Source organism: Bradyrhizobium sp. (genome assembly GCF_049512235.1).
Taxonomy (GTDB): domain Bacteria; phylum Pseudomonadota; class Alphaproteobacteria; order Rhizobiales; family Xanthobacteraceae; genus Bradyrhizobium.
This window is the reverse complement of record NZ_JBEKXH010000292.1, coordinates 1-14050: the sequence shown is the minus strand read 5'-3', so window position 1 is coordinate 14050 and position 14050 is coordinate 1. Positions and strand designations below refer to the sequence as shown.

Here is a 14050-nt window from a genome sequence, read left to right as displayed (position 1 = left end):
GCGGTTCGCCGCGTCGGCCGCGCATCGACCTATCCCAGGGACAAGATCACAAGGGCGGAGGAGTTGCGCCTGCAGCTCGCCGACGAAATCGTGCGCGGCGCGCTGCGGCCGGGCGCAGCACTGGACGAGACCGACATCGCGCGCCGCTTCAATGTATCGCGTACGCCGGTGCGCGAGGCGTTGCGGCAGCTTGCGGCCTCGGGTCTGGTCGATGCGCGGGCGCATCGCGGCGCGGTGGTGGCGCGGCCGTCGATCGAACGGCTGACCGGAATGTTCGAAGCAATGGCGGAGCTGGAGGCCTTGTGCGCCGGGCTTGCCGCGGAGCGGATGCTGCCGGTGGAACGCCAGCGGCTGGAGGCGATCCACGAGGAACTGCGGGTGTTGAGCTACGCCGGCAATCCGGATCGCTTTCACGAAGTCAACGAGCGCTTTCACAACGCGATCTATGCCGGTTCGCAGAACGGCTATATCGCCGAAATGACGCTGGCGACGCGGGTGCGGGTGCAGCCGTTTCGCCGCGCCCAGTTTCGCAATCTCGGCCGGCTCGCCAAATCGCACGCCGAGCACGACCGTGTCGTGGTGGCGATCATGCGCGGCGACAAGTCCGGCGCGGCGGCGGCAATGCGCGCCCACATCGAACTGGTGCGCGGCGAATACGAACTCTACGCGGTGTCGGTGTAGGTTGCGCCAAATGCGCAGTCTCACCTCTCCCCGCTTCGCGCGGGGAGGGGAGTGAGAGAGCGTAGGGTGGGCAAAACAAAGGCGCTCTTCGCGCCGTGCCCACCATTTCGGACGCAAAAAAATGGTGGGCACACCAGCGGATCGCGCATTCGCGCGACCCGCTGGCTTTTGCCCACCCTACGATTGCTGCGACAGCGATCGGACGATTACTCACACCGCCGCCGCGGCTTCGGCCACGAATGCGCGCCAGCTGCGGAAGGCGGAAATGTCGCGGGCGGCCTCGACATCGGCGGCTTCGACGATAAAACCCTTGACGCCGCGGCCGTCGGCCAGGCGGACGGTGCCGATCGACAGCGGCGGCGGGATCGCGGCGACGAATTTTCCGAACGCCGCCGCCGCCAGCGCCCAGATTTCCAGCTCGATCGACGATCCCGTGCCAGCCGCGACGCGCAGCATGCCGGGTTTCGGCGGCGTGGTGGGGAGCGCATAGAGCTTGTAGTCCGGCGCGGTTCTGGCGGCCTCCAGCAATCGTCCGCCCAGCGCCATCAATTCGCCGTTGAGCGCCATGCCCGACAGATGCGCGCCGACCACGGCAATGGCGAGCTCGTCGCCGCTGAGGCCGGCCGGCAAGTCCTTGAGCACCGGCTGCCGCCACCCCTTGCCGCCGATGGGCAGTCGGGTATCGGCCTGGAAGACGCGGCCGATGCTGGCGAGTTGCGCGTCGGCTCCGCCGGGAGCCAGCAGCGTGATGCCGAACGGGACGTCGTCGGGCCTGATCGAAGCCGGCAGCGCCAGTCCGCAGAGGTCGAGCAAATTGACAAAGTTGGTATAGGTGCCGAGCCTGGAGTTGAGTTCGATCGGGTTGGCCAGCACCTGGGCGGTCGAGTACACGGTGGGCGCCGTGGGCAGCACCAGCGCGTCGATGCCGGCGAAGGCGCGCTCGCTGATCTTGCGCAGGCCTTGCAGCCGGTACAGCGCCGCAAAGGTATCGGTGGCGCCGAGCCGCGCTCCGGGAATGATGATCTCACGGGTTACGGGATGGATCGCCTCGGGCTGAGAAGCCAGGAGATTGCGAATGACGAGATAACGTTCGGCGATCCAGGGGCCTTCATAGAGCAGCCGCGCGGTTTCATAGTACGGCTCGAGATCGAACTCGACCAGCGTGGCACCGAGCGCGGTCCAGCGCGCAACTGCGTCGCCATAGGCCCGCTCCGCAGCCTTGTCGCCGAAGAAGACCAACTGGCCGCTGTGTGGCACCCCGAGCCTGAGACGGGCGGGAAACGGGTTCATCTGCGACAGCGGCCGGTTGCGCGAATAGGGATCGGCGCCATCGGGGCCGGCCATGGCCGATAGCGCCGACATCGCGTCGTCAACCGTGAGCGAGAACACCGACACGCAATCGAGCGTCCGGCACGCCGGCACCACGCCGGCGGTGGAAATCAGCCCAAGGCTGGGCTTCAGGCCGACGATGTTGTTGAGCATGGCGGGCACGCGGCCGGAGCCCGCGGTGTCGGTGCCCAAGGAAAGCGGCACCAGATCCGCCCGGAATGAGGTCCGCGCGCATCGGATTGATGGGGATGCCATAGGGCGAGCGCACGCCGACAAGGCCGGTGGCGAACTGATCGAGATTGGTCTTGCCGATGATGATGGCGCCGGCTGCGCGTAGCCGCGCCACCGCGGTGGCGTCGTGCGCCGGCATGTAGGAAAAGGCCGGGCAGGCCGCGGTGGTCGGCAGACCCGCGACGTCGATGTTGTCCTTCACACCGACGGGAATGCCATAGAGCGGAAGCTGGCCGGCATTCTTCGCGGTCAGGGCCTCGGCCTCGGCCAGCGCCTGTTTTTCATCGCGCAGGCTGATGAAAATAGCGGGATCGTCGTGGTCGCGAATCCGCGCGAAACTGCGCGCCACGGTTTGCACGGGCGACAGGCGGCCTGCGCGGTGCGCGGCGACGATCGCAGCGACCGTTTCAGTCACGCGCTGCCCCGGTCCTGGACCAGCCTGGTCGGGGGTGCCGCAGAAACGTCTTTCGGATCCGAGACGGGGAAACTGGGATTCGCCATGCTGGGCTGCGCTCCGGAGACTGAAATTGTTCCCCGATCGAAGCAAGTGGTGTGCCATTGTGCACATCCGCGGGGCAAACTCCAGATGGAGAAATTGGTGTTTATCTTCATATGTTTGACCTGCTATATCGGGGCCGCGGAAAGCCCGCATGGCGGCCCGGTCCGTGGTGGCTGCTCATTTTCTGAGCAAAATTACACATGACCAAACTTCGGGAGGCTCACATGGTCGCAACGGGCTGGTCCGGGAATCCCGGCAGTGGCGGCGCGCATGCGGCATCCGGCATGACGCTCTCGGGGATACCAAGGCTCGCCGTCGATCCGTTCTCGATCGAATTCTTCGATAATCCTTTTCCGGCCCACGAGGCGATGCGCGAGGCGGGGCCGGTGGTTCATCTGGATCAATGGAACGTCTATGCGGTGGCGCGTTATGCCGAAGTCTATGCCGTGCTCAACGATCCCGAGAGGTTCTGTTCCAGCCGCGGCGTCGGCCTGAGCGATTTTGCCAAGGAGAAACCGTGGCGGCCGCCAAGCCTCATACTGGAGGCGGACCCTCCGGCCCACACCCGTACGCGCGCGGTGCTCAACAAGGTGCTGTCGCCGGCGGTGATGAAGCAGATCCGCGATGGCTTTGCCGCGGCAGCGGACGCAAAAGTGGACGAACTGCTGGCGAAGGGCAGTTTCGACGCCATCCCCGATCTTGCCGAAGCCTATCCGCTGTCGGTGTTTCCCGACGCCGTCGGTCTCAAGAAGGAGGGACGCGAGCATCTGATCCCCTATGCCGGCCTGGTATTCAACGCGTTCGGGCCGCCGAACGAACTGCGCCAGGCCGCCATTGAGCGCTCCGCCCCGCACCAGGCCTATGTCCAGGCGCAATGTCAGCGCGAGAACCTCGCGCCCGGAGGCTTCGGGGCCTGCATCCATGCCCGCGTCGATACCGGCGACATCACCGCGGCCGAGGCGCCTCTGCTGGTCCGTTCGCTGCTCAGTGCCGGCCTCGATACCACCGTCTATGGTATCGGCGCCGCGATCTATTGCCTGGCGCGGTTTCCGGAACAATGGGCGCGGCTGCGCCGCGACCTGGCCCTGGCGCGCAATGCGTTCGAGGAAGCCGTCCGCCTGGAGAGCCCGGTGCAGACCTTTTTCCGCACCACCACGCGCGACGTCGAGATCGGTGGTTGCAAGGTCGGCGAGGGCGAGAAGATCCTGATGTTGCTGGCCGCGGCCAATCGCGATCCCAGGCGATGGGCCGATCCGGAGCGCTACGACATCACACGCAAGACCTCAGGTCATGTCGGCTTCGGCGGCGGCATCCATATGTGTGTCGGACAATTGGTCGCCCGGCTCGAAGGCGAGGTGATGCTGGCGGCGCTGGCGCGCAAGGTCGCCGCCATCGACATCACAGGGCCGGTGCGGCGCCGCTACAACAACACGCTGCGCGGTCTCGATAGCCTTCCCGTCACCCTCACGCCTGCCTGAGCGAGCCGCCATGCCGAGCATCAGCTTCATTCATCCGGACCACCGCGTCGAGCGCGTCGAGGCGGAAATCGGCGACAGCGCGATGCGCGCGGCGCTCGTCAACGGGGTCGACGGCATCGTCGCGGAATGCGGCGGCAGTGCCTTGTGCGCCACCTGCCATGTCTATGTGGACAAGCAATGGATCAGCCGGCTGGCCGCGATCGGCGATGACGAGGACGCGCTGCTCGATGGCACGGCTTGCGAGCGTCAGGCCAATAGCCGGCTGTCGTGCCAGATCAAAATCACCCCGGTACTCGACGGTCTGGTGCTGCTCCTGCCTGAACGGCAGGTCTGATGCAATGAAGTCGCGATCCGAAGGCAGTGCTACCCCACTTTGCTGCTGCCCTGCGTGATCAGGCGCGCGGCGCGCTGATTACGGGCGTGGATCCACAGCCAGCTGATCACGACGCTGAGCCGGTTGCGCAGGCCGATCAGAAAATAGATGTGCGCGATGCCCCAGATCCACCATGCCAGCGCCCCCCGCAGCTTGATGCGGCCGAAATCGATCACCGCCTTGCGCTTGCCGATCTGCGCCAGGCTGCCGGCATGGCTGTAGCGGAACGGGGGAAGCGCGCGTCCGTGCAGGCGCGCCTTGATGCAATCGGCGACGTAGCGTCCCTGCTGCTTGGCCGCCGGCGCAATCCCGGGGACCGGCTTGCCGTTGGGGTCCGCGACCATGACGGTATCGCCGATCGCGAAAATATCGGGATGGCCTGGCACGGTGAGGTCGGGCAGTACCTGCAGCCGGCCGGCGCGATCGGCCGGGGCTCCCAGCCATTCCGCCGCGGGTGAAGCGCGCACGCCGGCGGCCCAGATCAGGGTCCTGGCTTGCATTCTGTGGCCGCCAACCATGACGCCATCGGCGCTGCATTCGGTGACGGGCTGTCCCAGCATCACCTCGACGCCGAGGCCTTGCAGCGCGCGCTGCGCATAGGCCGCGAGGTCGTCTGCGAAACCCGCCAATACGCGGGGGCCGGCCTCGATCAGCACGACCCGCGCCTTCTGGGTGTCGATGTTGCGGAAGTCCGGCGGCAGCGTGTCCTGCGCCAGCTCGGCAATGGTGCCGGCGAGTTCGACCCCGGTCGGGCCGGCGCCGATAATGACGAAGGTGAGCCATGCCGCGCGCCGCCGCGGATCGCTCTCGCGCTCGGCGCGCTCGAAGGCCACCAGGATGCGGCGCCGGAGCGTGGTGGCATCCTCCAGTGTCTTCAACCCCGGCGCGAACGGCTCCCATTCGTCGTGGCCGAAATAAGCATGCCGGGCGCCGGTGGCGAGAATGAGCGTGTCATAGGGCAGGGCCTCGCCGCCATCGAGCAGCACGCGATGCGCCGGCGCATCGACGCCCACGACACTGGCCAACAAGGTCGTGACGTCAGGGCGTCCACGCATCAAATAGCGGATCGGCCAGGCGATCTCGGACGTGGCCAATGACGCGGTGGCGACCTGATACAACAGCGGCTGGAACAAGTGATGGTTGCGCCGGTCGACCAGCCGGCGCGCCGGCAAGCCGGTAGGTGGCTTCCAGTCCGCCGAAGCCGGCGCCGACGATCACCACGCGATGGGGTTTTGCCGGGCGCGGCGCTGCGGTGGTCATTTGCGGCCTTTGGTCTTAGAGTTTTCCGTACGCTTTACATCTGCGGGCGAAATGGGGTTGGGACTAAGGCCATGGAAGGTGCTTCGGAGCAGAACTCGGCGGAAAGTCCGGAGGCCTCGGGCGGAGCCGGTCGCGAACCGACATTCTCCAACCAGGTCAGGACCATCAACCTGGCCCTCCAGGGAGGTGGAGCGCATGGTGCCTTTACCTGGGGCGTGCTCGACCGTCTCCTGGACGAGAAAGACCTCGCCTTCGAGGGGCTCAGCGCCACCAGCGCCGGGGCGATGAATGCGGCGGCCTTTGCCTATGGGCTTGCGGTGGGCGGTCGCGAGGGGGCACGCAAAGCGCTCACCGGCTACTGGAAGGGCGTCAGCGACGCGGCCAAACTGGGGCCGTTGCAGCCAAATTTCATCGACCGAATGCTGGGAGACCACAAGTTGGCATGGTCGCCGGTTTTCTCCCTTATTGGCTTCGTGACGCGCGTGCTCTCGCCATATGAGTTCAACCCCGCGGACTACAACCCACTGCGGGATGTGGTCGAGCAATCGATCGATTTTGAGGTGTTGAAGCGCCCCGACTGTCCGGTCAAACTCTTTCTCTCTGGGACCAACGTTCGTACCGGCAAGGTGAAGATCTTCGCCGGAAAGGAGATTTCAGTATCTGCCGTGATGGCGTCGGCGTGTCTGCCCACGATGTTTCATGCGGTTGAGATCGACGGCGAAGCCTATTGGGACGGCGGCTATATGGGAAACCCGGCACTGTTCCCGCTGATTTACAACTGCAAAAGCACCGACATTTTGATCGTTCACATCAATCCGCTGTTCCGCAAGGAGCTGCCGCGTGCCGCGGTCGATATCTTGAACCGCATCAACGAGATCAGTTTCAATTCGTCGCTGATGCGAGAGATGCGGGCGGTCAGCTTCGTCAGCAGGCTCGTCAAGCAGAACCGTATTGTCGGCGAAGAACTGCCGCACGTGCGGATCCACAGCATCGCCGACGATGAATTCATGGGGGCGCTCAGTTCGACGAGCAAATACAACGCCGATTGGGAGTTCCTCACTTATCTTCGCGACCAGGGGCGGAAATGTGCGGGCGACTGGCTCGCCAAGCATTTCGTCAAACTGGGCGTCGAGTCGTCGGTAGACATTGATGAAATGTACCTCTGAATCCCTGAGGTCGTTCTCCTTACGCCCGGGTCGGGCGGCGCTTCATCGACAAGACGGACGGGTACCGGCGGAGGAGACTGTCGAAAAAAATTCTTTGTGGCTGTATCCTTTTTGGGGTGTCGAACGTCTTGACCGACACGCGGTGATTTTGCGCCGCCAATGCGATGGAGAGATTGATGAAACGGACCTTGATCAGGTATAAGACGAAGCCGGAGATGGCCGACAGAAACGCGGAATTGATCGCCGCCGTGTTCGAGGAATTGAAAGCCGCCGCGCCAGCGGGCGTTCGCTATCTTACATTGCGGCTCGACGACGATACCTTTGTTCATTTCGTCGAGACCGAAGCCAGCGACGGCTCCAGCGCGCTCCCCAAGCTGGCGGCCTTTAAGGCCTTTCAGAGCGGGATTGCCGAGCGCTGCGCCGAGCCGCCGCTGTTCCGCGACGTTACCATCGTCGGCAATTATCGGATGTTGGGCGAGCCCTCAGCCATGAACTCGTAATGGCGGGAAACGGGATGAAAGTCGATCCGGAACCTTTGGCCGCCGCGGCGGGCCTGGATAGCCTGCTCGCTGCGATGCGGCCGAGATTGCACCGCTACTGCGCGCGCATGGTCGGCTCGGTGATCGATGGCGAGGACGTGCTGCAGGATGCCTTGATCAAGGCGGTGCAATCCTTTGCGTCGAGCGGCGTGATCGGCAATCCCGAGGCCTGGCTGTTCCGGATCGCGCACAATACCGCGCTGGATTTTCTGCGCCGGCGCAACCGGCAGGAAGCGATGCGGTCGGGCGAGGAGGTGGACATGATTGCCGATCCGGCCGACAACGTGGCGAACCGCCAGATCGCCAGCGCGAGCCTTCGCACCTTCATGCGCCTTCCCGTCGCCCAGCGCGCCAGCGTGATCCTGATGGATGTGCTCGGTTGCTCGCTGAGGGAAGTCTGCGAGGTCATGGAATACAGTCTTCCCGCTGTCAAAACCGCGCTGCACCGCGGCCGCGCGCGGCTGCGCGAACTCGCCGGGCAACCGGACGATCTGCCGCCGCCGGAATTGTCCGCGGCCGATCGCGATCGGCTCGGCGCCTATGTCGCGCATTTCAACGCGCGGGATTTCGATGCGATCCGCGCGCTGATTTCGGACGATGTGCGTCTCGATCTCGTCAACAAAACGCGCCTGAGCGGCAAGGCCGAGGTTTCCCGATATTTTGGAAACTATTCGAAGGTCGGCGACTGGCATCTGGTGCCGGGGCTGGTGGAAGGGCACCCCGCCATCCTGGTGTTCGATCCCAGCCGGCCGGGCTCAGCGCCGAAATATTTTATGCTGCTGCAGTGGTCCGCCGGCAAGGTCGCTGAAATCCGCGATTTCCGCCACGCGCCCTACGTGATCGACGGCGCTGAGGTTCTGGTCTGACCGGTAGCGATCGGCAACGATGACTTTCACATCTTCTCAACCTATGCGCGCGGCACCGAGGCGCTCACGAATGCTCGCGCGCTGCTCGACATGACGCCCTATGGCCGGCATTTCGAGGACTCGCCGTCGGGCTGGCCGCAACGGCCGACCTATGGATAAGGCCAATTGCAGCCGAGGCTAACGCCAGAACGAGAACTGTAATTCTTGCCATTCGCCCCCTGCGCAAACTATGATACATGGGGATTGGGGGAATTGAGCGGAACGTTTTAAGGGGAGCCGGCGGTTCACGTCTGCCGCCAGCCGAAGATTTCGCGCGCAAAACACGTCACCCAAATACCTGATGGCCCAGTATGGAGCCTATCGCATCCCTTTATGGGCGGGTCATCTAACTGGCGGCATTGACACGAATTTAGCGAAGGGGGAACGATGATGAGAACGGCATTTTGGCTGGCGGGAGCGACCGCGCTGGCGCTGGCAAGCCCTGCCATGGCGGCGGATTCCATCAAAATCGGGTTTGTCTCTACCTTCAGCGGGCCGACCGCCGTGATCGGCAACGACATGCGCAATTCGTTCGAACTGGCGCTCGATCATATGGGCCGCAAGATGGACGGCAAGCCGGTCGAGGTGATCTATGAAGACGACCAGCAGAAGCCTGATGTGGGCAAGCAGAAGACCGAAAAGCTGGTGCAGTCCGATCACGTCGACTTCATCGCCGGCTATATCTGGTCGAACGTGCTGTTGGCCTCGCTGAAGACCGCGGTCGATTCCAAGACCTTCCTGATCTCAGCCAACGCCGGACCATCGCAACTGGCCGGCGACCTGTGCTCGCCCTATGTGTTTTCGACCTCCTGGCAGAACGACCAGACGCCGGCGGCCATGGGCCTCTACATGAATCAGAAGGGCGTCAAGTCGGTGTTCCTGATCGGCCCGAATTATGCCGCCGGCAAGGACATGCTGGCCGGCGTCAAGAGCACGTTCAAGGGCGAGGTCAAGGGCGAGGAATATACGGTGTGGCCGAGCCAGCTCGACTTCTCCGCCGAGCTCTCCAAGGCGCGCGCCTCGAACGCGGAGTCGATCTTCGTGTTCTATCCGGGTGCGGCCGGCGTCCAGTTCCTCAATCAATATGTCCAGGCCGGCCTCAAGCAGCAGATGCCGCTTTACACCGCCTTTACAATCGACGAACTGTCGCTGCCGCTGCAGAAGGACAATGCGCTCGGCGTCCCCGGCGCGCAGGAGTGGGTCAACGACCTGCCAAACGAACAGAACAAGCAGTTCGTCGCCGGCTACCGCAAGAAATATCCGAACCTGCGCCCGACCTATTACGGCGCCCAGGCTTACGATGCCGCGCAATTGATCAACAGCGCCGTCGTGGCGGTCAAGGGTGACCTCAGCCAGAAGGATGCGATGAAGGCCGAGATGGAGAAGGCCGATTTCAAATCGCTGCGCGGCCCGTTCAAATACGGCAACAACCACATCCCGATCCAGAATTTCTATCTGCAGGACGTCGTCAAGGACGCCGACGGCCTGCTCTCGCTGAAAACCGTCTCCACCATCGTCAAGGACGACCAGGATCGCTTCCACGATAAATGTCCGATGAAGTGAAAGCGGTTCTTGCCCGAACCGGCGGTGGCGTTTTGCGCCGCCGCTGGTTTGTTTCAGCGCGCCCTTGCCTTCAGTATCGCGTAAAGCATCCATGCTGCTTGTCGTCGAACAGTTCCTGAACGGATTGCAGTTCGGCCTGCTGTTGTTTCTGCTGGCGGCAGGATTGACGCTGGTGTTCGGCATCATGGATTTTGTCAATCTGGCGCATGGCTCGCTCTATATGATGGGGGCCTATTTCGCCGCCACCTTCGTGGCCTGGACCGGAAGTTTTGTCATCGGCGCGCTGCTGGCGCTCGGCGCCACCCTGCTGCTCGGCGTCGCGCTGGAATTCGTGGCGCTGCGGCATCTCTACGGCCGCGATCATCTCGATCACGTGCTGGCGACCTTCGGGCTGATCCTGTTCTTCAACGACGCGGTCCGGCTGATCTGGGGCCCGGCGGGCCTGGCGCTGCCGCTGCCGCCCTGGCTGACGGTGCCGGTCGCGATCCTGCCCGGCATCTATTATCCGGCCTACCGGCTCGCGATCATCGTGGTGGCGCTGGCGGTCGCGCTGCTGCTCTATGTGCTGGTGATGCGGACCAGGCTCGGCATGCTGATCCGCGCCGGCGCCTCCAACCGGGAAATGATCGGGGCGCTCGGCATCAACATCAAGCTGCTCTACACCCTGGTGTTCGGCTTAGGGGCGGCACTGGCCGGTCTTGCCGGGCTGATGCAGGCGCCGATCCTGACCGTGCAGATCGGGATGGGCGAGAACATCCTGATTCTGGCCTTCGTCATCATCGTGATCGGCGGCATCGGCTCGATCCGCGGCGCGTTCCTGGCAGCGATCTTCGTCGGCATGATCGACACCCTGGGCCGGGCTTTCCTGCCCGATTTGCTGCGGAAAATCCTGAGTTCGGCCGCGGCTTCGACCGCGGCCCCGGCGCTGTCCTCGATGCTGATCTATCTCCTGATGGCGATGGTGCTGGTGGTGCGGCCGGAGGGGCTGTTTCCGGCTAGCCGGCGATGACCGCTTCGCTCAATGCCCGCAACGTCGTCGCGGGGCTGCTGGTCGCCGGGCTGCTGTTGCTTCCGCTCTACACCTCGCTCTCGGGCAATGTGTTCGCGCTGACGCTGTTTACCCGCATCGTCATCTTCGCGCTGGCGGCGGCTAGTCTCAATCTCATCATGGGCTATGGCGGCATGATGAGTTTTGGGCACGCCGCCTATCTCGGGATCGGCGGCTACGCGGTCGGCATCCTCGCGGCCGAGGGCATCGGCTCGGGCTTCGTGCAATGGCCGGTCGCGCTTGTCGCCTCGGCGCTGTTTGCGCTGGTGGTCGGCGCGCTCTCCTTGCGCACCCGCGGCGTCTATTTCATCATGATTACGCTCGCCTTCGCGCAGATGGCCTATTACGTCGCCGCCGGGCTTGCCCGCTACGGCGGCGACGACGGCCTGACCATCTATAGCCGCAGCGATTTTTTAGGTCTGATCAATCTGTCGAACCGGGTGCAGTTCTATTATCTTTGTCTCGGCTGTCTCTTGGGCGGGATCTATCTGATCTGGCGCATCGTCAATTCGCGCTTCGGCATGGTGGTGCAGGGCCTGCGCTCCAACGAGCAGCGCATGCAGGCAATCGGCTTTCCGGCCACGCGCTACCGGCTGGTCTGTTTTGTCATCTCGGGCACCCTGTGCGGGCTGGCCGGCGCGCTGCTCGCCAACAATACCGACTTCATCAGCCCGGCGGTGATGTACTGGACCCGCTCCGGCGATCTGATGGTCATGGTCATCCTCGGCGGCATGGGATCGCTGTTCGGCCCGGTGCTGGGGGCGATCGTCTATCTCGCGCTGGAAGAGTTCCTGTCGCAGTTCACCGAATACTGGGCGCTGATCCTGGGACCGCTGCTCCTGATCATCGTGCTGTTCGGGCGCGGCGGCATCTTCGGGTTGTTGGGGAGGCTCGGCCGTGGCTGAACCCCTGCTTCGGGTCGAGAAACTGGTCCGCCGCTTCGGCGGCATCCTAGCCACCGATCATGTCTCGCTCGATGTGGCGCGCGGCGAACTGCACGCCATCATCGGCCCGAACGGCGCCGGCAAGACCACCCTGATCGGCCAGTTGACCGGACAGTTGCTGCCGCATTCCGGCAGCATCAGGCTGGCGGGCAGCGACATCACCTACGTGCCGGCGCATCGCCGCAGCGCGCTCGGGCTGGCGCGCTCGTTCCAGATCACCTCGCTGTTGCCCGACTTCACCGCGGCCGACAATGTCGCGCTGGCGGCTCAGGCCCATGACGGGCACTCCTTCCACTTCTGGGGCGATGCCCGCAAGGTCAGCCATCTCCGCAGCGCGGCGCAGGCCGCCCTGGAGCGGGTCGGGTTGGGCGATCGCGCCGATGTCGTGGTGAGCAGGTTGAGCCATGGCGAGCAGCGCGAACTTGAACTCGCGGTGGCGCTGGCCACCAAACCTCAATTGCTGCTGCTCGACGAACCCATGGCTGGCCTTGGCATCACCGAATCGGCGCGCATGGTGAAGCTGTTGCAGGAATTGCGGCGCGAGGTTTCCATCGTGCTGGTCGAGCATGACATGAATGCGGTGTTCGCGCTCGCCGACCGCATCAGCGTTCTGGTCTATGGCCGTGTCATTGCTTCCGGGCAGCCCTCGGAGATTCGTCAGGACGTCGAGGTCAAGCGCGCCTATCTCGGCGATCAGCATGTGGTGACCCGTCATGGCTGACGCTGCTCCCCTGCTTGAAGTCGAAGCCATCGAGACCTGCTACGGCCTGAGCCAGGTGCTGTTCGGCCTGTCGCTGCAGGTCGCCTCGGGCGAGATGGTGGCCATGATGGGCCGCAACGGCATGGGAAAGACCACCACCATCCGTTCCATCATGGGGCTGACCCCGGCGCGATCCGGCGCGATCCGGTTCGGCGGCCGCGAGGTGCGCAGGCTGGCCTCGTTCCGGATTGCGCAGCTCGGAATAGGCCTCGTGCCGGAAGGCCGCCAGATATTTCCGAACCTGACGGTGCGCGAAAATCTGGTCGCGGCTTCCGGCAATCGCCTTGGCAACAAGGATCCCTGGACGATTGAAAAAATCCACGCGCTGTTTCCGCGGTTGGCCGAGCGCGCCGGCAATATGGGCAACGCGCTGTCGGGCGGCGAGCAGCAGATGCTGGCGATCGGCCGCGCTCTGATGACCAATCCGAAGCTGTTGATCCTGGACGAGGCCACCGAAGGCCTCGCGCCCTTGATCCGCGAGGAAATCTGGAACTGCCTGTCGATGCTGAAGGCTCGCGGACAGTCGGTGCTGGTGATCGACAAGAACGTCGAACATCTCGTCCGCATCGCCGACCGCCACTACATCATCGAGCGCGGCCGAGCGGTGTGGAGCGGAACCTCGGAAGAGCTGATCGCGGAGCCCGATCTGCAGCACCGCTATTTGGGGATTTGAGTCGGTGGACGCAACTATCGCCGCGTATTCGGTGCACCTCTCCCCCTGCGGGAGAGGTCGGATCGCGCTGCGATCCGGGTGAGGGGTGGCAACAGGCACCGCATTCGCGGCTACCCCTCGCCCCAACCCTCTCCCGCAAGGGGGGATGACATTTTACTAAGTAATTGACATTGCTTGTATTTCATGTACAATAGTTCCTGCACATCCCATACACAGCATACGAGATTTCAATAGCTTAGCGGAAAAAAATACACAAATCCTGCACAGAAAGCGTTCCCCATGGGCTTCCTTACCGATACGCAAGAACTAAAGCCCGGCCTCATCATCTTCCGCCGTGGGGACGTGAAACACCGCAACTGGTACTGCCGGGTGAAGCTCCCCCAGACAGACCGTTACAAGACGGTTTCCCTTAAGACCTCCGACATCGACGCGGCAAAGGACAAGGCCTTCGACCAGGACGCCGATGTGCGCTTCCGCATCAAACACGAGGTGCCGATTTTTAATCGCCCCTTCAGCCAGATCGCGAAAGACTTCGCCGATCTTCAGAAGGATCGTGTCGAGGCGGGACAGATCAAGCTCAAGCGCTGGCAGATCATCGACT

Annotated in this window: 13 protein-coding genes and 2 pseudogenes; 13 read left to right on the top strand and 2 right to left on the bottom strand. The window is 63.8% G+C overall.

Annotation, left to right across the window (positions count from 1 at the left end; all coding sequences use genetic code 11):
- A partial coding sequence (locus ABSG20_RS23555; RefSeq protein WP_423866909.1) for a GntR family transcriptional regulator occupies positions 1 to 681 on the top strand: 681 nt, incomplete at its 5' end.
- Positions 682 to 891: 210 nt separating this feature from the next.
- On the opposite strand, the pseudogene atzF reads toward ABSG20_RS23555, so the two are convergent.
- A pseudogene (gene atzF, locus ABSG20_RS23550) lies at positions 892 to 2656 on the bottom strand (allophanate hydrolase).
- Between the two features lie 368 nt (positions 2657 to 3024).
- On the opposite strand from atzF, the gene ABSG20_RS23545 reads away from it, so the two are divergent.
- Together ABSG20_RS23545 and ABSG20_RS23540 are read left to right on the top strand one after the other, a co-directional pair.
- A complete protein-coding gene (locus tag ABSG20_RS23545) occupies positions 3025 to 4218 on the top strand; it encodes a cytochrome P450 (protein WP_423866911.1) in 1194 nt (397 codons plus the stop codon).
- A 10-nt stretch (positions 4219 to 4228) separates the two neighbouring features.
- Positions 4229 to 4552 carry a 2Fe-2S iron-sulfur cluster-binding protein gene (locus tag ABSG20_RS23540; protein WP_423866908.1) on the top strand — a complete coding sequence of 108 codons (324 nt, stop codon included), beginning with the start codon at positions 4229 to 4231 and terminating at the stop codon, positions 4550 to 4552.
- A gap of 29 nt (positions 4553 to 4581) precedes the next feature.
- Here the strand turns inward: ABSG20_RS23540 and ABSG20_RS23535 are convergent.
- Positions 4582 to 5851 (bottom strand): annotated as a pseudogene (locus ABSG20_RS23535) (NAD(P)/FAD-dependent oxidoreductase).
- Between ABSG20_RS23535 and ABSG20_RS23530 the strand changes: the two are divergent.
- The 10 genes from ABSG20_RS23530 to ABSG20_RS23485 all read left to right on the top strand — a co-directional run.
- The gene (locus ABSG20_RS23530) at positions 5824 to 7017 is read left to right on the top strand and encodes a patatin-like phospholipase family protein (RefSeq protein WP_423866907.1); all 1194 of its coding nucleotides are present in this window, start codon (positions 5824 to 5826) and stop codon (positions 7015 to 7017) included. The pseudogene ABSG20_RS23535 and the gene ABSG20_RS23530 sit on opposite strands and share 28 nt — an antisense overlap.
- Before the next feature lie 176 nt (positions 7018 to 7193).
- Positions 7194 to 7517 (top strand): hypothetical protein, encoded by a 324-nt coding sequence (locus ABSG20_RS23525; RefSeq protein ID WP_423866906.1) that lies wholly within the window; start codon positions 7194 to 7196, stop codon positions 7515 to 7517.
- 14 nt (positions 7518 to 7531) lie between these two features.
- Positions 7532 to 8422 (top strand): sigma-70 family RNA polymerase sigma factor, encoded by an 891-nt coding sequence (locus ABSG20_RS23520; RefSeq protein WP_423866905.1) that lies wholly within the window; start codon positions 7532 to 7534, stop codon positions 8420 to 8422.
- A 9-nt stretch (positions 8423 to 8431) separates the two neighbouring features.
- A complete protein-coding gene (locus tag ABSG20_RS23515; RefSeq protein ID WP_423866910.1) occupies positions 8432 to 8581 on the top strand; it encodes a DUF899 family protein in 150 nt (49 codons plus the stop codon).
- A 270-nt stretch (positions 8582 to 8851) separates the two neighbouring features.
- Positions 8852 to 10024 carry an ABC transporter substrate-binding protein gene (locus tag ABSG20_RS23510; RefSeq protein ID WP_423866904.1) on the top strand — a complete coding sequence of 391 codons (1173 nt, stop codon included), beginning with the start codon at positions 8852 to 8854 and terminating at the stop codon, positions 10022 to 10024.
- A gap of 91 nt (positions 10025 to 10115) precedes the next feature.
- Positions 10116 to 11033 carry a branched-chain amino acid ABC transporter permease gene (locus ABSG20_RS23505; RefSeq protein ID WP_423866903.1) on the top strand — a complete coding sequence of 306 codons (918 nt, stop codon included), beginning with the start codon at positions 10116 to 10118 and terminating at the stop codon, positions 11031 to 11033.
- On the top strand, positions 11030 to 11977 hold the full coding sequence (locus ABSG20_RS23500) for a branched-chain amino acid ABC transporter permease (RefSeq protein ID WP_423866902.1): 948 nt from the start codon (positions 11030 to 11032) through the stop codon (positions 11975 to 11977). Before ABSG20_RS23505 ends, ABSG20_RS23500 begins: the two co-directional genes overlap by 4 nt.
- Entirely contained in the window at positions 11970 to 12737 is a 768-nt protein-coding gene (locus ABSG20_RS23495; protein ID WP_423866901.1) for an ABC transporter ATP-binding protein, read from the top strand. The genes ABSG20_RS23500 and ABSG20_RS23495 overlap by 8 nt, the downstream gene beginning before the upstream one ends.
- Positions 12730 to 13449 carry an ABC transporter ATP-binding protein gene (locus ABSG20_RS23490; RefSeq protein WP_423866900.1) on the top strand — a complete coding sequence of 240 codons (720 nt, stop codon included), beginning with the start codon at positions 12730 to 12732 and terminating at the stop codon, positions 13447 to 13449. Before ABSG20_RS23495 ends, ABSG20_RS23490 begins: the two co-directional genes overlap by 8 nt.
- 279 nt (positions 13450 to 13728) lie before the next feature.
- Positions 13729 to 14050, top strand: a 322-nt coding sequence (locus ABSG20_RS23485; RefSeq protein ID WP_423866899.1) for a hypothetical protein, incomplete at its 3' end; no start/stop codon positions are given.

Coding starts and splice junctions, on each gene's coding strand:
- ABSG20_RS23545 (WP_423866911.1), top strand. CDS start 3,025: ATGACGCTCTCGGGGATACCAAGGCTCGCCGTCGATCCGTTCTCGATC.
- ABSG20_RS23540 (WP_423866908.1), top strand. CDS start 4,229: ATGCCGAGCATCAGCTTCATTCATCCGGACCACCGCGTCGAGCGCGTC.
- ABSG20_RS23525 (WP_423866906.1), top strand. CDS start 7,194: ATGAAACGGACCTTGATCAGGTATAAGACGAAGCCGGAGATGGCCGAC.
- ABSG20_RS23520 (WP_423866905.1), top strand. CDS start 7,532: ATGAAAGTCGATCCGGAACCTTTGGCCGCCGCGGCGGGCCTGGATAGC.
- ABSG20_RS23510 (WP_423866904.1), top strand. CDS start 8,852: ATGAGAACGGCATTTTGGCTGGCGGGAGCGACCGCGCTGGCGCTGGCA.
- ABSG20_RS23505 (WP_423866903.1), top strand. CDS start 10,116: ATGCTGCTTGTCGTCGAACAGTTCCTGAACGGATTGCAGTTCGGCCTG.
- ABSG20_RS23500 (WP_423866902.1), top strand. CDS start 11,030: ATGACCGCTTCGCTCAATGCCCGCAACGTCGTCGCGGGGCTGCTGGTC.
- ABSG20_RS23490 (WP_423866900.1), top strand. CDS start 12,730: ATGGCTGACGCTGCTCCCCTGCTTGAAGTCGAAGCCATCGAGACCTGC.